Origin of the sequence: Gemmobacter aquaticus (genome assembly GCF_007859075.1) — a bacterium.
GTDB classification, from domain to species: Bacteria; Pseudomonadota; Alphaproteobacteria; order Rhodobacterales; family Rhodobacteraceae; genus Gemmobacter; species Gemmobacter aquaticus.
The window spans coordinates 94,842-113,655 of record NZ_VOAK01000024.1; the positions used below are offsets into that span (position 1 = coordinate 94,842).

Annotated in this window: 24 protein-coding genes; 10 read left to right on the forward strand and 14 right to left on the reverse strand. The window is 64.9% G+C overall.

The window, feature by feature from the left end:
* Positions 1–33: 33 nt before the first annotated feature.
* The 3 genes from FQU74_RS16250 to FQU74_RS16260 form a co-directional block, all read right to left on the reverse strand.
* Entirely contained in the window at positions 34–249 is a 216-nt protein-coding gene (locus FQU74_RS16250; RefSeq protein WP_373289043.1) for a F0F1 ATP synthase subunit C, read from the reverse strand.
* Between the two features lie 77 nt (positions 250–326).
* Complete coding sequence (locus FQU74_RS16255) at positions 327–1,118, reverse strand: F0F1 ATP synthase subunit A (RefSeq protein ID WP_229704414.1); 792 nt, start codon at positions 1,116–1,118, stop codon at positions 327–329.
* Complete coding sequence (locus FQU74_RS16260; protein ID WP_146287533.1) at positions 1,115–1,462, reverse strand: AtpZ/AtpI family protein; 348 nt, start codon at positions 1,460–1,462, stop codon at positions 1,115–1,117. The genes FQU74_RS16255 and FQU74_RS16260 overlap by 4 nt, the downstream gene beginning before the upstream one ends.
* Before the next feature lie 204 nt (positions 1,463–1,666).
* Here FQU74_RS16260 and FQU74_RS16265 point away from each other — a divergent pair, with 204 nt between their 5' ends.
* Together FQU74_RS16265 and FQU74_RS16270 are read left to right on the forward strand one after the other, a co-directional pair.
* Complete coding sequence (locus tag FQU74_RS16265) at positions 1,667–2,011, forward strand: ArsR/SmtB family transcription factor (RefSeq protein ID WP_146287534.1); 345 nt, start codon at positions 1,667–1,669, stop codon at positions 2,009–2,011.
* The gene (locus FQU74_RS16270; RefSeq protein ID WP_146287535.1) at positions 2,008–2,844 is read left to right on the forward strand and encodes a hypothetical protein; all 837 of its coding nucleotides are present in this window, start codon (positions 2,008–2,010) and stop codon (positions 2,842–2,844) included. The genes FQU74_RS16265 and FQU74_RS16270 overlap by 4 nt, the downstream gene beginning before the upstream one ends.
* A gap of 58 nt (positions 2,845–2,902) precedes the next feature.
* Here FQU74_RS16270 and trmD read toward each other — a convergent pair whose 3' ends face one another.
* The 8 genes from trmD to ffh form a co-directional block, all read right to left on the reverse strand.
* Complete coding sequence (gene trmD, locus FQU74_RS16275) at positions 2,903–3,769, reverse strand: tRNA (guanosine(37)-N1)-methyltransferase TrmD (RefSeq protein ID WP_146287536.1); 867 nt, start codon at positions 3,767–3,769, stop codon at positions 2,903–2,905.
* Between the two features lie 54 nt (positions 3,770–3,823).
* Positions 3,824–4,747 carry a hypothetical protein gene (locus FQU74_RS16280; RefSeq protein ID WP_146287537.1) on the reverse strand — a complete coding sequence of 308 codons (924 nt, stop codon included), beginning with the start codon at positions 4,745–4,747 and terminating at the stop codon, positions 3,824–3,826.
* Positions 4,748–4,809: 62 nt separating this feature from the next.
* Positions 4,810–5,319, reverse strand: a complete 510-nt coding sequence (gene rimM, locus FQU74_RS16285) for a ribosome maturation factor RimM (protein WP_146287538.1) — start codon at positions 5,317–5,319, stop codon at positions 4,810–4,812.
* 1 nt (position 5,320) lies between these two features.
* Positions 5,321–5,953, reverse strand: coding sequence for a 5,6-dimethylbenzimidazole synthase (bluB, locus tag FQU74_RS16290; RefSeq protein ID WP_146287654.1), 633 nt, complete (start codon positions 5,951–5,953; stop codon positions 5,321–5,323).
* Between the two features lie 14 nt (positions 5,954–5,967).
* Positions 5,968–6,321: a 30S ribosomal protein S16 gene (gene rpsP, locus FQU74_RS16295; protein ID WP_146287539.1), complete on the reverse strand. Its 354-nt coding sequence runs from the start codon at positions 6,319–6,321 to the stop codon at positions 5,968–5,970.
* Positions 6,322–6,363: 42 nt separating this feature from the next.
* Complete coding sequence (locus tag FQU74_RS16300) at positions 6,364–6,672, reverse strand: chorismate mutase (protein ID WP_146287540.1); 309 nt, start codon at positions 6,670–6,672, stop codon at positions 6,364–6,366.
* Positions 6,669–7,220: a GNAT family N-acetyltransferase gene (locus tag FQU74_RS16305; RefSeq protein WP_170246254.1), complete on the reverse strand. Its 552-nt coding sequence runs from the start codon at positions 7,218–7,220 to the stop codon at positions 6,669–6,671. Before FQU74_RS16305 ends, FQU74_RS16300 begins: the two co-directional genes overlap by 4 nt.
* A complete protein-coding gene (gene ffh, locus FQU74_RS16310; RefSeq protein WP_146287541.1) occupies positions 7,217–8,722 on the reverse strand; it encodes a signal recognition particle protein in 1,506 nt (501 codons plus the stop codon). Before ffh ends, FQU74_RS16305 begins: the two co-directional genes overlap by 4 nt.
* 326 nt (positions 8,723–9,048) lie before the next feature.
* On the opposite strand from ffh, the gene FQU74_RS16315 reads away from it, so the two are divergent.
* From FQU74_RS16315 to FQU74_RS16350, 8 genes are all read left to right on the forward strand, one after another.
* A complete protein-coding gene (locus tag FQU74_RS16315) occupies positions 9,049–10,320 on the forward strand; it encodes a flavin-containing monooxygenase (RefSeq protein ID WP_146287542.1) in 1,272 nt (423 codons plus the stop codon).
* Positions 10,321–10,333: 13 nt separating this feature from the next.
* Entirely contained in the window at positions 10,334–10,750 is a 417-nt protein-coding gene (locus FQU74_RS16320; protein WP_146287543.1) for a RidA family protein, read from the forward strand.
* Positions 10,751–10,845: 95 nt separating this feature from the next.
* On the forward strand, positions 10,846–11,520 hold the full coding sequence (locus FQU74_RS16325; protein WP_146287544.1) for a DUF1028 domain-containing protein: 675 nt from the start codon (positions 10,846–10,848) through the stop codon (positions 11,518–11,520).
* 68 nt (positions 11,521–11,588) lie between these two features.
* Positions 11,589–12,518, forward strand: a complete 930-nt coding sequence (locus tag FQU74_RS16330) for a LysR family transcriptional regulator (protein WP_229704413.1) — start codon at positions 11,589–11,591, stop codon at positions 12,516–12,518.
* 98 nt (positions 12,519–12,616) lie between these two features.
* Positions 12,617–13,498, forward strand: coding sequence for a LysR family transcriptional regulator (locus FQU74_RS16335; RefSeq protein ID WP_146287546.1), 882 nt, complete (start codon positions 12,617–12,619; stop codon positions 13,496–13,498).
* Positions 13,495–14,388: a DMT family transporter gene (locus tag FQU74_RS16340; protein WP_146287547.1), complete on the forward strand. Its 894-nt coding sequence runs from the start codon at positions 13,495–13,497 to the stop codon at positions 14,386–14,388. Before FQU74_RS16335 ends, FQU74_RS16340 begins: the two co-directional genes overlap by 4 nt.
* A 104-nt stretch (positions 14,389–14,492) precedes the next feature.
* On the forward strand, positions 14,493–15,530 hold the full coding sequence (locus FQU74_RS16345; protein ID WP_146287548.1) for an LLM class flavin-dependent oxidoreductase: 1,038 nt from the start codon (positions 14,493–14,495) through the stop codon (positions 15,528–15,530).
* A gap of 134 nt (positions 15,531–15,664) precedes the next feature.
* Positions 15,665–16,624, forward strand: coding sequence for a magnesium transporter CorA family protein (locus FQU74_RS16350; protein WP_146287549.1), 960 nt, complete (start codon positions 15,665–15,667; stop codon positions 16,622–16,624).
* A gap of 12 nt (positions 16,625–16,636) precedes the next feature.
* Here FQU74_RS16350 and FQU74_RS16355 read toward each other — a convergent pair whose 3' ends face one another.
* From FQU74_RS16355 to exbB, 3 genes are read right to left on the reverse strand one after another with little or no spacing between them, the layout of a single operon-like run.
* Positions 16,637–17,455 (reverse strand): energy transducer TonB family protein, encoded by an 819-nt coding sequence (locus FQU74_RS16355; RefSeq protein ID WP_146287550.1) that lies wholly within the window; start codon positions 17,453–17,455, stop codon positions 16,637–16,639.
* Positions 17,452–17,868, reverse strand: a complete 417-nt coding sequence (gene exbD / locus FQU74_RS16360; protein WP_146287551.1) for a TonB system transport protein ExbD — start codon at positions 17,866–17,868, stop codon at positions 17,452–17,454. Before exbD ends, FQU74_RS16355 begins: the two co-directional genes overlap by 4 nt.
* 3 nt (positions 17,869–17,871) lie before the next feature.
* Positions 17,872–18,807 carry a tonB-system energizer ExbB gene (exbB, locus tag FQU74_RS16365; protein ID WP_146287552.1) on the reverse strand — a complete coding sequence of 312 codons (936 nt, stop codon included), beginning with the start codon at positions 18,805–18,807 and terminating at the stop codon, positions 17,872–17,874.
* Between the last annotated feature and the right edge of the window lie 7 nt (positions 18,808–18,814).

Here is an 18,814-nt window from a genome sequence, read left to right on the forward strand (position 1 = left end):
CCCGCCCGGCCGAGAAGATGAGACGCGTCAGGATCAGACGGCGAACATCAGCAGCAGGGCGATCAGGAACGAGAAGATGCCCAGAGCTTCGGCAAACGCGATGCCGACGAAGAGGTTCGCGGTTTGCGACGGAGCGGCCGAGGGGTTACGCAGTGCGCCAGCCAGGAAGTTGCCAGCGATGTTGCCCACGCCGATACCGGCGCCGCCCAGACCGATGGCAGCCAGACCGGCGCCGATGTATTTGCCCATGAGCGCGAGTTGTGCGACTTCAGCTTCCATTGTTCGTCTCCTTTGGAATTCGAATTGAGAGGGTTGAGGTTCGGACCTTAGTGGTGGGCGCCGCCCACCGCGTCTTTCAGATAGACGCAGGTCAGAATGGTGAAGACATAGGCCTGAACGACGGCCACCAGCAGTTCCAGACCATAGATCGCGGTCACGGCACCCACTGCCACAGGCGAGATCACGGCCATCGAGGCAAAGCCTGCGAACACTTTCATAACGGCGTGACCAGCCATCAAGTTGCCCGCAAGACGAATGGAGTGGCTGACCGGGCGCACGAAGTACGAGATCACCTCGATGATGGCCAGCACCGGGCGCAGCGCCAGCGGCGCCGACGACACCCAGAACATGCCGAGGAACCCGATGCCGTTCTTCACAAGGCCAAGGATCGTGACGCCGAGGAACACCAGCAGCGCAAGGGTCACGGTCACGGCAACGTGGCTCGTGGTGGTGAAGCTCATTGGCAGCAGGCCGAGCAGGTTCGAGAACAGGATGAAAAGGAACAGGGTCATGACATAGGGGAAGTACTTGACCCCGTCATGGCCGGTCACATCCTCGACCATCTTGTAGATGAAGCCGTAGATCATCTCGCAGACCGACTGGATGCGCGAGGGAATCGTGGCGCGGCCGGCCGAGCCGAAGACCATCAGCGCGACGATCGCGAGCACCGCCAAGGCCATCCAGACCGTCACATTGGTAATTTCATACCACTTGATGCAGCCTTCGTAGATGTCCTCTGCCGGCACGCATGTGCCCGGTTCGATCTCGCGGAAGATCGGCTTCACGATGAACTGGTCCATCGGGTGAATTGCAAAACCGGTCTCGGCCACGTCTGTCATCCTTCGGTTCCGGCGGGCGGGTCCGCCTTTGTCTTTGACTGAGCCCGCAACTGGCGCTCCTGCATGTCACGGGCGGTGCCGATGACGGTGCGGATGCCGGCGGCGAAGCCGAACAGGATGAAGATCACCAGCAGGATGGGTTTCGTTCCGAACAGATAGTCCAGCCCGTATCCGATGCCGCCCCCGATCATGATGCCCGAGGTCAGCTCTATCACCATCCGCCAGGCAACTTCGGCCTGCGAAAAATCCTTGCCCGTTCCTGCGGGTTTCGCCTTGGCGTCCTTCACCTTTTCAAGCTTCGCCTCAAGCGCGCGCAGCCTGTCTGGATCGGGTTCATGAGCCATGGTTTACGCCCCCTGAACAGTCGCCGCGAACCTACGGAAGCCTGCCAGATGAGTCAAGTTGATCGTCGTCAGTCAAGATATTGAAAATTATCAATTTTTTAAAATTATCGCGGCACCGCGAACAGCGTTTGCGCCATCACGCGGGTGTGAGACATATTCAACCATCCGGTTGACGATCGCCGGCCGCCACGCCAAGCTTGGCGCATGAGCGACCCCTTGAGCCCCATCTTCGCCGCCCTTGCCGATCCGACGCGTCGTGCAATCCTGTCGATGCTGCTGGAAGACGACATGGCCGTGACCGATGTGGCCGAGCCGTTCCAGATGTCGCTCGCCGCGATCTCCAAGCACCTGCAGGTTCTGGCCGATGCGGGCCTGATCAGCCGCGAGCGGCGCGGGCGCGTGATCTGGTGCAAGCTTGAGCCCGACGCGCTGAAGGCGGCATCGGTCTGGATGCAGGGATTCGGCCAATTCGAGCCCGTCGATCTGGATGCGCTGGAACGGTTCCTTGAAACCGAACTGCGCGACGACAGCGACGAGGATGTGCCTTGAACGATCTGCCCGAGGATGAGCGCGAGCGTGCCGAATCCATAGTGCGGGACCAGAAGCGCTTTCGTTTGACGGGGCGCGAACTCTGGCTGACGCAGCTTAGCCCTGACGGCAGACTGTTGGTGCGAATTGCTCTCTACTGCGCGATCATCGTCTTCCTCGGCTTCTGCACCTTTCGTGGTTTGATCGGCGGCAGCACCACCAGCTGGAACCAGCGGCTGACGGTGATCGTTGACACACCTGCGGGTGAGGTGCGCGGCTCTTCGGTCGTCAAGATTTCCAAGACCGAAACGATGGGTCCGCTGGTCCTTATGGAAGCGCGCGGCGTTAGCAGTAAGACTCGCGGCGAGGCGGTAGCGCTGGAGGTTCTGCCGGGGCGATGGCTGTTTGCGTTGCTGTCGGGGGATGACGACGGCAAGGGGAACGCAGGCCAGTTGGTCTACCACGCCTTTCGATTGGGAGAGGGGCGCGAGCTCGGCACCAGAAGCTACAGATCGAACATGCACGACTTGCGCGCGCAGCCACGGGACACGCCCGCGCCAATCCCGCCCGAGGCATACCCGGTGCTGGTGACCTTTGACGACATCACCAAGCCCGAAACCGTACGCAAGGTCGATCCGTCCAACCTCGCCGCGACTTTTGGTGAGGGTGTGCGCCTTCGGGGCATGACGTTAGAGGTGACGCGTGACGGCGTTACGGAAGGCAAACTGGAAGGGCTTTTGAAGTGGATACGGAGGCACCCCGAACCACACCTTATGCCGGGTGATGGTCGGATATCCGATATCCCATTCGCGATGACATTAGCTCATGGCGATTTCTTGGCGGCACCACAATAAAGTCCAAACCATTGTTAAGCGGCAAACCTCGTCCACTGGCCCGGCAACCAACCCTCCCCTAGCCCTTGCCCGCCAGATGCCTCGCCCAAAGATCAGGGCGGCGCTCGGCGGTCAGGCGTTCGGCCTCGGACTGGCGCCATTTTGCGATCTCGGCGTGGTTGCCCGACAGCAGCACCGGCGGGATCTCGCGGCCCTCCCAGACGGGCGGGCGGGTGTATTGCGGATGTTCCAGCAAGGTGCCGGAAAAGCTTTCCTCCTCGGTCGAGGCGTGGTTGCCCAAGACCCCGGGGATCAGCCGCACGGTGGCGTCGATCATCGCTTGCGCCGCGATCTCGCCCCCGGTCATCACGAAATCGCCCAAGGACACTTCCTCGATCCCATAGGCATCGATCACGCGCTGATCGACGCCCTCGAACCGACCGCAGAGCAGCGTCACCCCGTCAGCCGCCGCCCAGCGGCGCGCCGTCTCCTGCGAGAAGGGCCGCCCGCGCGGGCTAAGGAATACCACGGGCCAGCGTGCCCGGTCTGCCGGTGCCCCCTGCCCCGCCTGCGTCAAGGCGCGCGCAACAACATCGGCGCGCAGCACCATCCCCGCGCCACCACCGGCGGGCGTGTCATCGACGTTACGATGCTTGCCCTCGCCAAACGGGCGCAGGTCGATGGTGTCCAGCGACCACAGACCCATCGCCAGTGCCTTGCCGGTCAGCGACAGGCCCAGAACACCGGGAAAGGCTTCGGGGAACAGGGTGATGATCCGCGCGCACCACGCGCCCTTTACCCGCTGCGGCGCCATCAGGTCGCGGGGCTGCAGGCTGGCCGAGATGGTCAGCCGGCCATGGCTTTTCCGGGGCGGGGCCGGAGGGGCATCCACGGGCGTGGCGCCCTCTGGCGTGGCGTCCTTTGGCGTGTCGGGCGTCTGTGTCATGGCGCGGATTCTAGGACAAAGCCCTGCCGAAGGCAAAGCTGGAAATGCCGGACCTCAGGTTCCCTCGGCCGCCAGCGGGGCGAGCGAGCGGTTCATCGCGATCAGCCGCGCCAGCGCCTCGGCCGCGGGGCCATCAGCGCCACGACGCGCGGCTTCCAGCGCCGCCTGGTTCGGGCATTCGCCCCAGGCATCGACATGCTGGTCCAGAAGGTCGCGGCAGCGTTCCGCAAAAAGCCGCAGCAGCGCCGAATCCCGCCCCGCCACACGCAGCGCCACCACCGGAACCGCCCGGCCCGCACAGGCCTCGACCGTCTGGGGGGACGTCGCATGCAGGATGATTGCCCGGCGCAGAACACCCGGCGCGGGATCGGCCCCCTGCAGCCGCGCCTGAAGACAATCGAACAGATCATCCGGGGCCACATGGGGCGCCAGAGCCGTCAGATGGGCAGAGATCGTCTCAATGGCGGTGGTATCGGGAAGATCCATCAGCGGCTGCAGCATCCGGTCGGCCATCATCCGGCGATCCGCGCGGGCGACGGGGTCGATCATGCTTGCATCAAGCGCATGGATACTGGCCAGCGCCTGATCCAGAAACAGCTCCATCGCGCCATCCTGCCCGACAGGCCAGGCAAGTCGCCCCAAGGCCACCGCACCAATCGACAGCGCAACCGGCAACCATGCGGGGATGTCGGGCATCAGGTCGGTTACACCGGCAAAGCCACGGCCGATGCCAAAGCACACCAGAACCAGCACGATCTGCACGATGACCCGAACCACCAGCGCAAACCAGGCATCCGGGCGTTGCCAGTCAATCAAGTTGCCCGGCCAGTCCTGCGGACGCAGGACGATCAGCCACAAAAGAAAGATAGCGACGAAAACGGGAACCACCGCCAGACCCGCACCGCCGAGTCCGGCAAGCAAGGGTCCGATGTAAAGTAAACCCGTCGCGCCCTGAACTATGCGCAAGCGGTAAATCATTGCTCTGCCCCGATGTGGCTTATTGCCATTCTATGGCGATCAGAGTGAACCTTTTCAGGTGTTTAGTCCAGTCCTTCCGGCAGATCGGCGATCAAAATACCGGCCGAAAGGTCAACCGTGGGCACATTTGCGAAGGTGAAGGGCAGCAGAACCGCGCCTTTTCGCACCGGGACGTGTATCTCGAGGATATCGCCCGCGCCATGATTGTGAACCGCCAGCACCCGACCGATGACTGCCCCGCCGGGGTCGCGCACCTCAAGCCCGATCAGGTCGGCGTGATAGAACTCGTCATCGGGCAGTCTGGGCAGGCGGGCGCGGTCAGCATAGAGGTTGGTGCCCTTCAGGGCATCGGCCTCTTCCTTGGTCGCCACGCCCGAAAGGCGGGCGCCCAGCCCTCCCGACAGGGGCCGCGTCAGCTTGACCTTGAAGCTGCGGCTGCCGTCCTCGGTAAAAAGAGGGCCGTAATCGGCGATGGCGGCGGGTTCGGCACAAAAGCTTTTCAGACGCACTTCGCCCTGCACGCCAAAGGCACCGGCGATGGCCCCAACGCAGACGCGATCCGGGTTGGTCATGTCAGCGGCTCTCCATGATCAGGGTTGCGGCGCGATCTTCCCAGCCCAGACGCTCAAGCTCGGGCGTGTCGCATTCGGCGGCGGGAAGTCCCACGCAGAGGTGGCCGATGAAGCGCCAGCCTTCGGGGGCGGCCAGATCGCGGGTCAATTGATCGGGGTCGAGGATCGACACCCAGCCGAGGCCAAGCCCCTCGGCCCGCAGCGCGAGCCAGAAGAGGTTGATCGCGCCCACGACCGAATAGGCCCGTGCCTCGGGCATGGTGCCCGCACCAAGCCCCGCACCCTTGGCGGTGGTGTCGTCACAAAAGACCGCGATCTGGACAGGTGCCTCGCGCAGGCCCTCAAGTTTCAGCCGGGCATAGAGCGCGGCTCGCTCGCCCTCGTAGCAGGCAAGGGCACGCGCGTTGCTGGCCTCGAAATTCCGCATCAGGGCGGCACGGGCATCAGGGCTTTCAACCCGGATCAGCCGCCAAGGTTCGCTCAAGCCCACCGAGGGGGCAAGCGTGAAGGCGCGAAGGCAGCGGTCAAGGACCGCTGCCTCCACGGGATCGGTGCGAAAGCGGCGCACGTCACGCCGCCAGCGCATCAGTTCCCAAAGGTTCTCCCGAAACTCCGGGCTGAACCTGTCCTGCATCGCAGGGGAACCGATCACTCTTCCGCCGGAGCGGCCGCGCGGGCGGCTTTCTTGGCGGCACGCTCGGCCATGGCCTTGCCGGGGACGGCGGCCTTGGGGTTGTTGCGGGCGGTCTTTTCCTTCAGGCCGGCCGATTCCAGGAAACGAGCCACGCGGTCGGTCGGCTGCGCGCCCTGACCCAGCCAGTACTGCACGCGCTCGACGTTCAGCTTGACGCGGTCTTCGCTGTCCTTGGCCAGAAGCGGGTTGTAGGTGCCCAGCTTTTCAAGGAAGCGACCGTCACGCGGCATGCGCGAGTCGGTTGCGACGATGGCGTAGAACGGGCGCTTTTTCGAGCCGCCACGGGCCAGACGGATTTTCATGGACATGGGGTTTCTCCTTCGGTGTCCTTTGGGGGCGGGGATGCCGCCTTACTTCTGCAGTTTCTCGTGATGCCTGATGACTTCGCTGATGATGAAGTTCAGGAATTTCTTCGCAAAGGCCGGATCGAGATCGGCCTCCTGCGAAAGCCTCTCCAGCCGCTCGATCTGCCGCGCCTCACGCGCGGGGTCCGAGGGGGGAAGATCGTGACTGGCCTTCAGCCGGCCCACCGCTTGGGTGTGCTTGAACCGCTCGGCCAGCGTATAGACGAGGATCGCATCGAGCCGGTCGATGCTTTCGCGGTGTTCCTTCAGGATCGCGGCGGCGCGGCCCACGTGATCGGTCGTTGCGTCGGTCATTTCAGACTCTCCGGCGCGGGGTGACGGTAGACAAGGCAGGGCGGATCGCCGATCGACGCGGCTTGGGTGTCAATGGCCGCGCCCAACCGTTCGGCAAGCACGCGCGAGCGCATGTTGTCGGGCGCGACATAGGACACGGCAGTCGGCCAGCCGAGCACGTCATATGCATAGCCGCGCGCGGCCTGCGCGGCCTCGAAAGCGATGCCCTTACCCTCGGCCGTAGGGTTCCAGACGGTCCAGCCGATCTCGGGTTCGGGCCAGGTGGCGGGACACCAGGGTCCGGTCATTCCAAGCGGCGTGTCATCGCCCTTCATCTGAAAGACGAACATGCCAAAGCCCTTGAGCACCCAATGGCCGATCATATGGCCAAAGGCACGCCAGGTATTCGACAGGTCATAATCGCCGCTGCGGATGAAGCGCGCCCGGTCAGAGGCCAGCATCGCGTTGAAGGCCGGCCAGTCCGACGCCTGCGGCGCGCGCAGGATCAGACGCCCGGTTTCGAGAACCGGCACACCTGACAGCGAGGGCTGGACGGCGGCTTGCATCATTTCTTCTTCATCAGCCCCGACAGACCCGAGGGCAGCGACATGCCGCGTGGCAGACCGCCCATCCCACCCATGCCCGGCATCCCGCCCATTCCCGATTTCATCGCGCGGGCGGCGTCTTCCAGCTGGGCCGGGTCCATGTTCTTCAGGTCGGGCATGCCGCCCTTGCCCATCATTGCCTTGGCGACCTGCTTCATCATGCCGCCCTTGCCCATCTTCTTCATCATGTCCGCCATCTGCTTGTGCTGTTTCAGCAGACGGTTCAGTTCAGACACTTCGAGCCCCGCGCCGGCCGCGATCCGCTTCTTGCGGCTGGCCTGCAGCAGATCGGGGTTGGCCCGCTCTTTCTTGGTCATCGAGTTGATCAGCGCGATCTGGCGGCGCAGCATACGATCGTCAAAGCCCGCCTCTTCCGCGGCGCGGGCCATCTTGCCCATGCCCGGAAGCATGCCCATGACGCCCTGCATGCCGCCCATCTTCAGCATCTGGTCAAGCTGCGACTTCAGGTCGTTCATGTTGAACAGACCCTTGGCAAAGCGCTTGGCCATGCGTTCGGCCTGTTCGGCCTCAAACGTCTCGCGCGCCTTTTCGACAAGCGCCACGATGTCGCCCATGCCGAGGATGCGGCCCGCAACCCGTTCCGGCTCGAACGCGTCGATCGCGTCCATCTTCTCGCCCAGACCCACGAAGCGGATGGGCTTGCCGGTCACGGCGCGCATCGAGAGCGCAGCACCGCCGCGTCCGTCACCGTCCATCCGCGTCAGCACGACGCCCGAGATGCCGACCTTGGCGTTGAACTCGGTGGCGACATTCACGGCATCCTGACCGGTCAGACCATCAACCACCAGAAGCGTCTCGCGCGGTTCGGCGATGTCGCGCACCGCCTGCACCTCGTCCATCAGCACTTCGTCGATATGCAGACGTCCGGCGGTGTCAAGAAACAGCACGTCATAGCCGCCAAAGGCCGCCTGCTGCTTGGCGCGCTTTGCGATCTGGACCGCGCTTTCGCCTTTGACGATCGGCAGGCTGTCCACGCCGATCTGGGTGCCCAGAATCGCCAGCTGCTCCATCGCGGCCGGGCGTTGGGTGTCGAGCGAGGCGAGAAGGACTTTCTTGCCGTTCTTTTCCTTCAGGCGCTTGGCAAGCTTTGCGGTCGTCGTGGTCTTGCCCGAGCCCTGCAGACCGACCATCAGCACCGTCGCGGGCGGATTGTCGATCTTGAGCGCATCGGCAGGCCCCTCACCCGCCAGCACGCGCACCAGCTCGTCATGGACGATCTTGACCACCTGCTGGCCCGGCGTCACCGACTTGGTGACCGCCTGTCCCATGGCCTTCTGCTTGACCGCCTTCACGAAATCCCGCGCGACGGGCAAGGAAACGTCCGCCTCAAGCAGCGCCACCCGCACTTCGCGCAGCGCGGTTTCGACATCGGCTTCGGACAGCGCACCCTGACGGGTCAGGCGCTCGAATACACCGCCAAGGCGTTCGGAAAGGGATTCGAACATGCGTCTTCTCCTGCGCCGGGCGCGATGCCCTGATGGCTCCAAGCGGTTTCGCACCCGTGGGCGCAACGCGCTGACGGATGGCGATCCCCGCAAATGCGATGGGACCGGAAGCACAGGCCTCCGGGGATTTGGGCCAGCACATAAGGCTATGCGGGCCCCGAGTCAACTATCACCACCTCAACCATCACGGCACAGCCCGGTGATCGCCGGGCATTAGGAAATGCTGAATCCGGGATGTGGAATTGCTTCCTTTTGGAATGGCTCAAATCTCGCCATCCTGCAGTCAGCCCGAAAGGTCCGGCGATGCGGATACGGAGAATCCCGAAATGACCCACGAATCGACTGAGGTACTGGTCGTCGGCGCAGGACAGGCCGGCGTCGCGATGAGCGAGCACCTGACCCGCCTTGGCATCCCCCATCTGGTGCTGGAACGCGACCGGATCGCTGAACGCTGGCGCACCGCCCGTTGGGATTCGCTGGTGGCAAACGGCCCGGCCTGGCACGACCGCTTTCCGGGAATGGAGTTCGCGGGCGACCCCGATGCCTTCGTGGGCAAGGATGCGGTGGCTGATTACTTTGCCGACTACGCCCGCAAGTTTGACGCCCCGATCCGCTGCGGGGTCGAGGTGCGCTCGGTGCGCCGCCTGACCGGCACTGCGGGTTTTCATGTAGAGACCTCGCAGGGCAGCATCGATGCGAAGTATGTGGTTGCGGCAACAGGCGCCTTTCAGGTGCCGGTGATCCCCCCGCTCGTGCCCGAAACACCGGGGCTGATGCAGCTTCATTCGAACGCCTATCGCAACCCCGACCAGCTGCCGCCGGGCGCGGTTCTGGTGGTTGGTGCGGGCTCTTCTGGCACGCAGATCGCCGAAGAGTTGATGCAGGCGGGCCGCAAGGTCTATCTCTCGGTCGGCCCCCACGGCCGCCCGCCCCGCGCCTATCGCGGTCGCGACTTCGTCTGGTGGCTGGGCGTGCTGAACAAATGGGAGGCCGACGCCACCCCCGGCGCCGAGCATATCACCATCGCCGTCAGCGGTGCGAATGGCGGCCATACGGTCGACTTCCGCAAGCTTGCGGCGCGCGGTATGACGTTGGTCGGCCGGGCGACCGAATGCAAGGACGGCTGCATGAGTTTTGCCCCGGATCTTGCCACCAACATCCGTGAGGGCGATGCAAACTACCTGGCAATTCTGGACGAGGCCGACGCCTGGGTTGAGCGCAACGGCCTGCCCTTGCCGCCGGAACCCGAAGCGCGCGTGATCGGCCCCGACCCCGACTGCATGACCGACCCGATCCTCAGCCTCGATCTGGCAAAGGCCGGGATCACAACGATCCTCTGGGCCACCGGCTACCGACAGGACTTTGGCTGGCTGCAGGTCGATGCTCTTGATGATCAGGGCAAACCCCGGCATCAACGCGGCGTCGCGGTCGAGCCCGGTATCTACTTTCTGGGCCTGCCCTTCCAGTCGCGCCGCGGATCATCCTTCATCTGGGGGGTCTGGCACGATGCAAAGTTCATCGCGGATCACATCGCCAGGCTGAACGGCTATCTTGCCTATCGTGGCCCTGCCCAATCCATCGACGCCGCCGCAGAATAAAAGGACCCATTCGATGACCCATACCCGTTACCGCAAGTTCAACACGCGTGAGACCTACCCCGAACAGCGGCTCGACAACGATCTCTGCCAGGTCGTCGCAACCCACGGCGGCACGACGCTCTGGATGCGCGGCCAATGCCCGCAAGAGCTCGACACCGCGAAGAACCTCGCCTCGGCGGACCCGGTCGAGCAGACCCACAAAGTGATGCAGAACATCCGCCAGCTGATCGAAGAGGCCGGCGGCAAGATGGAACATCTGGTCAAGCTTGTGGTCTACCTCACTGATGTGCGCCACCGCGAGGCGGTCTACCGCACCATGGGCGAATACATCCGCGGCGTGCATCCGGTCTGCACGGGCCTGACGGTGGTGGCGCTCGCGCGTCCCGAATGGCTGGTCGAGATTGACGCAACCGCCGTCATCCCTGACTAGACCGGGCCGAGTTTCCGGCCCATTCTTCTTTTCACAAATATCCTCGGGGGTCCGGGGGCAGACAGCCCCCGGCGCTCTCAATCCAAAGGCATCGCATGACCTTTTCCCTGATCGCGCGCTGCGCCAAGACCGGCCAGTTCGGCATGGTGGTCTCATCCTCTTCGCCGGCCGTTGCCGCACGTTGCGCCCATGTCCGGGCGGGTGTCGGCGCGGTCGCAAGCCAGAACGTGACCGACCCCGAACTTGGCCCGCTGATCCTTGACGCCCTCGGGCGGGGTGCCGACGCGCCACGCGCATTGGCCGAGGTGTGCCGGAACCGCCCCTATCTCGACTACCGGCAGCTTATGGTTGTCGACCCCGAAGGCCGCACGGCGATCCACTCGGGCGCCATGGCCCTCGGGATCTGGGCCGAGGCGCAAGGTCGAGATTGCGCGGCGGGTGGGAACCTGCTTGCCAATGCCGGTGTCCCGGCAGCCATGGTCGCCGCATTTGAGGCCGCCAGCGGCCATCTTGGCGACCGCCTGCTTGCGTCCCTGCGGGCGGGTCTTGAAGCGGGCGGCGAGGCCGGACCTGTGCATTCGGCGGGCCTGAAGATCGCAGGCCGCCTCTCCTGGCCGCTGGCCGACCTTCGTTGCGACTGGACCGAGGATTGCCCGATTGCCGCGATTGAGACCGCCTGGCAGGTCTACAAACCGCAGATGGACGCCTATGTGCAGAGGGCACTGGATCCGACTGCGGCGCCGTCTTACGGGGTGCCGGGCGACGAATGACCGCCCCGCGATCGCGGCTTGGCGCGGCTCAAAGACGGGGCTAGGCTGCCCCCATCCCGGCAAGAAGGATGCAGCCGACCATGCCCTCGCGCTTTACACTGCGACAACTTGAATACCTCGTCGCGGTGGGCTCTTGCGGGTCAGTTGCGCGTGCGGCCGAACAGGTCAATGTCTCGCCGCCTTCGATCTCGGCCGCCATCGCGCAGCTTGAACAGGAGTTCGGCCTGCCCCTCTTCGTGCGACGGCACGCCCAGGGGCTTTCGCTGACGCAGGGCGGCCGACAACTGGTCGAACAGGCGCATGTCGTGCTGGCCGAGGCCGCCAGGCTGAACGATCTGGCCAATGACATTACCGGCAAGGTGCGCGGGCCGCTGAATGTGGGGTGTCTTCTGACCTTCGCGCAGGTCGTCCTGCCCCGTCTGCGGCGTGGCTTTTCGGACCGCTACCCCGAGGTCGAGTTCAACCAGACCGAGCTTGACCAGTCTGCCATCCTCGACGGATTGCGCAATGCGACGATCGATGTGGCGCTCAGCTACGATCTGAACCTGCCTGCAGACCTGCGGTTCCTGCCGCTGTCAAACCTGCCACCCTATGCCATCTTTCCCGCAGCGCATCCGCTGGCCTCGCACCCGCAAGTCGGGCTGGCCGAGCTTGCGCCCTATCCGATGGTGCTGCTCGATCTTCCCTTGTCTTCTGAGTATTTCCTGTCGCTGTTCGAGGCGGCGCGCGTGCGCCCCCGGATCGCCGAGCGCACACGCGACATGGCCGTGATGCTGGGGCTTGTCGGGCAGGGCTTTGGCTATTCCATCGCGAATATCAGGCCCTGGGCCGATCGCGCCCCCGATGGCCAGCCGCTGTGCCATGTGCCGATCAGCGCCCCCGCGCGCGCAATGCGGCTTGGGCTTCTGCTGCCCGAGGATGCACATCTTTCCCGCACGGTCGATGCCTTTGTCCAGCACTGCTGCGCGGCATGGAACGGTGACGCCGCCTCCGGCTAAATGCCGCCAGACCGAACCCTTTCCCGACAATGAGTTGGCCGCTTCGGCTTGCCTGTGCCACGGACGTGACTAAGGTGACCCGATGACCGGAGGGACCGATGGACAACTGGGATGAAATCCGTACCGCTTTTCAGGTCGCCCGGCTGGGCACCGTATCGGGCGCGGCAGAGGTGCTGGGCGTGCACCACGCCACCGTGATCCGACACATCGACGCCCTGGAGAAGCGGCTTGGCGCCAAGCTCTTCCAGCGCCATGCCCGCGGCTATACCCCGACCGAGGCAGGCCGCGACCTGCTCTCTGTCGCACAGACCACCGAGGATCAGTTTGCCCAGCTTGCAAGCCGCATCAAGGGCCAGGGCGAGGTTGTCTCGGGCGAGCTTCTGGTCACGGCGATCACCGGGATTGCCGATCTGATCAGCCCGGTCTTTGCCGGGTTCGAGGCGGCCCACCCCCAGGTCCTGATCCGGTTTCTGACCGACATGCGGGTGTTCCGTCTTGACTATGGCGAGGCGCATGTGGCCATCCGCGCGGGCAGCCAGCCTCAAGAGCCTGATTATGTCGTGCAGCCGCTGACCCGCCTGCGCACGGCGCTTTACGCCAGCCGCACCTATGTCGAGGCGCATGGCACCCCGACCGGCATCGAGGATCTTGCCCGCCACAGGCTGATCTGCCATGACAACCCTGAAAGCCGTGCGCCCTTTTACCGCTGGCTGCGTGCCCATGTACCCGACGAGGCGATCACCTTCCGCATCACCGAATCCGAAGCGGCATATGAGGCCGTGCGCGCGGGCCTTGGCATCGGGTTCCTGCCATTCCGCATCGGCTCGACCGACCCGGGTCTGGTCGAGGTGATGCCCCCGCAGTCCGATTGGGATTCACCCTTGTGGATTGTGACCCATGTCGATCTGCACCGGACGCTCAAGGTGCAGAGCTTCCTGACCCATCTGCGCGCGGCGGCGGCGGGTTGGGCATCGGCATGACGCTCGCGCCCCGGCAGGCCGGGCATCTGGCCATGCTGGCCTTTTCGGCGCTGGTCGCGGGGTCGTTTTCGCTGGGCGCGATGGCGGCCCCCCTGATAGACCCGGCTGCGCTGACGGTACCACGCTTTGCACTGGCCGGCGCGCTGGTCGGGGCGGCGGCCAGTGCATCGGGCAAGATCGACCGCAAGGCAATGGCCGCGCCGTGGCGCTACTTGGTTCTGGGTGGCCTGCTCGCCATCTACTTCGTGCTGATGTTCGAGGGGTTGAAGACCGCGGCCCCGGTCTCGGCGGCGGCGGTCTTTACGCTCACACCGCTGATGGCGGCGGGGTTCGGCTGGGTCGTCCTGCGCCAGAAGGTTACCGCCCGCATGGCCCTAGCACTGACAATCGGGGCGGCGGGTGCGGTCTGGGTGATCTTTCGCGGCGATCTGGCCAGCGCAATGCGCCTGCAAATCGGCCGAGGTGAATGGATCTACTTCTGGGGCTGCGCGGCCCATGCGCTTTACGCCCCGATGATCCGCCGGCTGAACCGGGGCGAGCCTGCCGTGGTCTTTACCTTCGGCATGATGGTCGCGGGGTTCCTGCTGCTCTGTCTTTACGGATGGCGCACGGTCATGGCGACCGACTGGGCGAACCTGCCTGCCATCGTCTGGATCTGCCTTGTCTATGTCTCGGTCGCGGCCAGCGCCCTGTCCTTTGTTCTTGTGCAATTCGCGACGCTGCGCCTGCCTGCGGCCAAGGTCATGGCCTATACCTACCTCGTGCCAAGCTGGGTTCTGCTCTGGGAGATCGCGCTTGGCCGCCCGGTGCCGCCTGCGGTGGTTCTTGTGGGCGTCGTGCTGACGATCGGCGCCCTTGGACTTCTGCTCAAGGACGAAGGCCACAGCTGAACCGGCTGCGATGTCTGAAACGCATGGCGACTGTGCATCCGCGCAGGGCGACAGACGCGGCATGAATCCTTACCTTCGGGGCAACGCAACAGGAGTGAGACATCATGGAATTCGGTCTCGATACATTCGGCGACGTGACGCGCGATGCGACCGGCGCCCTCAAGCCGCAGGATCAGGTCCTGCGCGACGTGGTGGCAGAGGCCGTGCTGGCCGATCAGGTGGGCGTGGATGTGATCGCCCTTGGCGAACACCATCGCGACGATTTCGCGATCTCGGCGCCCGAGATCCTGCTGGCCAATATCGCAGCCCAGACGGATCGTATCCGTCTGGGGACGGCGGTGACGGTTCTGTCCACCGACGACCCCATCCGGCTGTACCAGCGCTTTTCGACCCTCAACGCCATTTCCGGCGGGCGGGGCGAGGTGATCCTCGGTCGCGGGTCCTTTGTCGAAAGCTATCCGCTTTTCGGCTATGAGCTTGACCAATACGAGACGCTTTTCGAGGAAAAGCTCGACCTCTTTACCGCCGTCAATCGCGGCGGGTCGGTCAACTGGCAGGGCAGCCATCGCAAACCGGTGGCGGTTGAAGCCGTCTATCCCCCCGCAGGTGACCACGGCGTCAAGGCCTGGATCGGCGTTGGTGGCAGCCCGGAATCCGTGGTCCGCGCCGTGCGCCATGACCTGCCGATGGTGCTGGCGATCATCGGGGGCGATCCGCGGAGGTTCAAACCCTTCGTGAACCTCTATCACGATGCCGCAACCCAGCTTGGCCGCACCGCAAAGCCGCTCGGCGTGCATTCGCCGGGGCTTATCGCCGCGACAGATGAGGAGGCCCGCGAGGCCGCCTTCACCGGCTACAAGGCCCTGCACGACCGCATCGGGCGCGAACGCGGCTGGCCGCCGATCACCCGCGAGGCGTTCCTGAGCGAGGTTCGCAACGGCAGCCAGTATGTCGGCAGCCCCGAGACCGTCGCCCGCAAGATCGCATCGACGGTTCGTGATCTGGGACTGGGGCGCTTCAGCCTGAAGTACTCGGCAGGAACCACCGGGCACGACCACCTTCTGCGCTCGGTCGAGCTTTACGGCACGCAGGTCATCCCGATGGTGCGCGACATGCTGGCCTCGGACCGCAGCGCCGCCTGAGGTGGTGCAGCAAGCGGCACGTCAAGCGGCCCGGCGGGCAGCGCGTCATTCTCTGCTTGACGACGTGACCGCAGACGCATGTAACCGGGGCATCCAGCCCGTTTGGGTGCCCCGTTTGCGCATGCAGGTCCGCCATGATGTTCGCCTTTTCCTCACACGCCGACCGGCTGGTGCGACTCGAGTCCCCTGCCGAGCTGACCCGCGCGATCTGGATTGACCTCTACCGCCCCATGCCGCAGCAGGTGGCAGCGGTAGAGGAACTGGGCGTCGAGGTGCCAACCCTTGCCGATATGGAAGAGATCGAGATCTCGAACCGGCTCTACCGCGACGAGGGGAACGAATACATGACGGTCGTGCTGCCCGGCCTGTCCGAGACGCGCGCACCGACATCCGGGCCGGTCACCTTCATCCTGTCGCCCGAACGCATGATCACCGTGCGCCACCATGCGCCCCGCCCGTTCGAGACCTTCCCCGACCGCGCCTATCGCACCGGTGCGGGCTGCGAGTCGCCTGAACGGCTGTTCCTCGGCCTCATGGAAGAGATCATCGGCAGGCTGGCAGACCTTCTGGAAAGCACGGGCCGCAGCCTCGATACACTGGCCGCCACCGTGTATCGCAGCGTCGAGACCAACGGCCGCACCGACCAGTTGCAGCTGGCGCTGGAACAGGCAGGTCAGCAGGGCGAGTTGATCGGGCGGGTGCGCCTGTCACTTCTGACGCTGGAACGTGCGATCAGCTATTTTGGCCAGACGCTGGGCAATCGCGAGCCCGACAAGCTGCGCCCGATCGTCAAGGGCCTGATGCGCGACATCACCGCGCTTGAGGTGCATGCAGATTTCCTGAGCCAGCGTGTTGCCCTGGCCACCGACAGCACGCTGGGTATGATCAACCTTGCCCAGAACATGACAGTGCGCATCGTCTCGGTCGTCGCGGCGCTGTTCCTGCCGCCCACGCTCATTGCCTCGATCTACGGGATGAACTTTGAGGTGATGCCGGAATTGCAATGGGTCGCCGGCTATCCCTTTGCGCTGGTGCTGATGCTGGCCAGCGCGATTGGCACCTACCTGTTCTTCCGTTGGCGCCGCTGGCTATAGCGAAACCCCGGATCAGCGCAGCTTGACGGGTAATTGAAGCGGTTCTCCCTGCCCATCTGGGGGTGCTGTGACCTTGCCCAGCCGTTTCAGATGCGCAACGACCGCCGTATCCAGCGCGGCATCACCACTCGATGACGCCAGCGACAGGCCGGTGATCCGGCCGCTTCCGTCCACCCGCAGGCTGACGGTCAGCGAGGTCCGGTCACCCTCCCACGACTTGCGCTTCAGATGCCGGCCGAGCTGCGCGGCCACCTTGGCATGCCAGCGCGCACGTTCCTTGGCCGTGGCCGATCCCTTGCGCGCCGCCTCGGTCCCGGCTTGGGCTTTTTGCGGGGCGGCTTTGGTCTCGACAGTCTTCGTTGGTGCGGGCTCAGCCTTGACCACCTTTTTCGGCTTGGGCGGGGGCGTCTTTTTTGGCGGCGGGGGCGGTTCCGGCAGGGTCGATGCCACCTCTGGCAACTCGTCCTGAGGGTCTTCCAGCTCGGGCGCCTCTTCCGGTTTGGGTGGTTCGAACGTTTCTGGCTCGACCGCAGGCGTCTCTGGCGCCGGCTCCTCGAACGATGCGTCCTCGATCTCGTCCGGCGGGGTCGTCTCGGCCTCGGGCTGCGGCACGTCGGGCACCTCGGCCAGCGCCGTCGTCGCGGGGAGGCTCGCCAGATCGATCAGCACGGCATCCTCCAGCGCCTGATCCTGCCCGGCCTGCAGATCAAGCCACATGGCGAAGGCTGTCCCTGCCGCCAGACACAGCGCAATGATCGCGGCGCACAAGGTCCAGAGCACGGCATCGGCCCAGCGACGCCCCCGCAGCATGTGATCGGCCCAGTCGGTCACTTCGCCGCCTCCTCCGCCATCAGCGCGACCTGCGTGAAGCCCGCGTCGCGCAGGATGCCCATCACCTCCATCAGCGCGCCATAGGCTACTGACTTGTCGGCACGCAGATAGATGCGCGTATCGCTCTTGCCCCCGGCTGCCGCCATCAACCGCGCGGCCAGGGCATCCCGCCCGACAGGCGCGTTGCCCAGCGACAGCGCGAGGTCCGCCTGAAGCGTCAGGATCACCGGCGGTTCGGGACGAACGGCGGGCGGCACACCCGCGCGGGGAAGCTCGACCGGCACGTCCACTGTCGAAAGCGGTGCGGCCACCATGAAAATGATCAGCAGCACCAGCATCACATCGATGAAGGGCGTCACGTTGATTTCGTGCGCCTCTTCCATCTCGTCGGTGTCACGGATTCCGCCAGCCATGCGTCAGCCCCGCCCTGCCGTCTGCATGTCGATATCGCGGCTGAGCATGCGCAGCACGGCCGCCGCCGCGTCACCCACCAGCAGGCGGTAGGATGCGACCTGCCGTGAGAAGTGGTTGTAGATCACCACCGCCGGGATCGCGGCGACAAGCCCGATGGCAGTCGCCAGCAGCGCCTCGGCGATGCCGGGGGCCACGACGGCAAGGTTCGTCGTCTTGGTTTCGGCAATGCCGATGAACGAATTCATGATACCCCAGACCGTGCCGAACAGCCCGACGAAAGGTGCGGTCGATCCGATGGTCGCCAACAGTCCGGTGCCGCGCCGGATACGGGCAAAGGCCTGCCCCTCGATTCGTTCGATCAAGGATGCCGCGCGTTCCTTCATGCCGTCGGCCCCGGCGGCGGCGATGGCCGGGCGAGAACGGGCGAATTCATCCTGCACCGCAAGGGTCATCACCGAGACCGGATCGCGACGGCGACCAAGCGCCGTGCATGCTGCATCCAGCGAGGATGCCGCATGCAGCATCTGATGGCTCAACCGGGCATGCCGTCGTGCCAGAAGCAACTCGACCGTCTTGTAAAGCCAGACCGTCCAGGTGACGAAACAGGCGAAGGCAAGGCTGATCATCACCGCCTTCACAACCCAATGCGCCTGGCGGTACATCCCCATCGGCGAAAGGTCATGGACCAAGGGCTCTGCCACCGCCGCGGCTGGATCAGAAACCTCCGGCGTGCCGGCGGTGGCACCGGCAACACCCGGCGCCCCTTCGGCCGCCGGAACGGCGATGGCGGGGGCATCCGGCTCTGCCGCAGGGGGGGCAAGGCCCATCGGCGCGGCAGGCTGCACCATCGGCGCAGCGCCCGGCGCAGATGCCTCTTGCGCAACCGCGGCACCCGCGACCAGCATCAAGGCGTAAAGGGTCAGGCAAAGTCGTTTCATGGTCTTC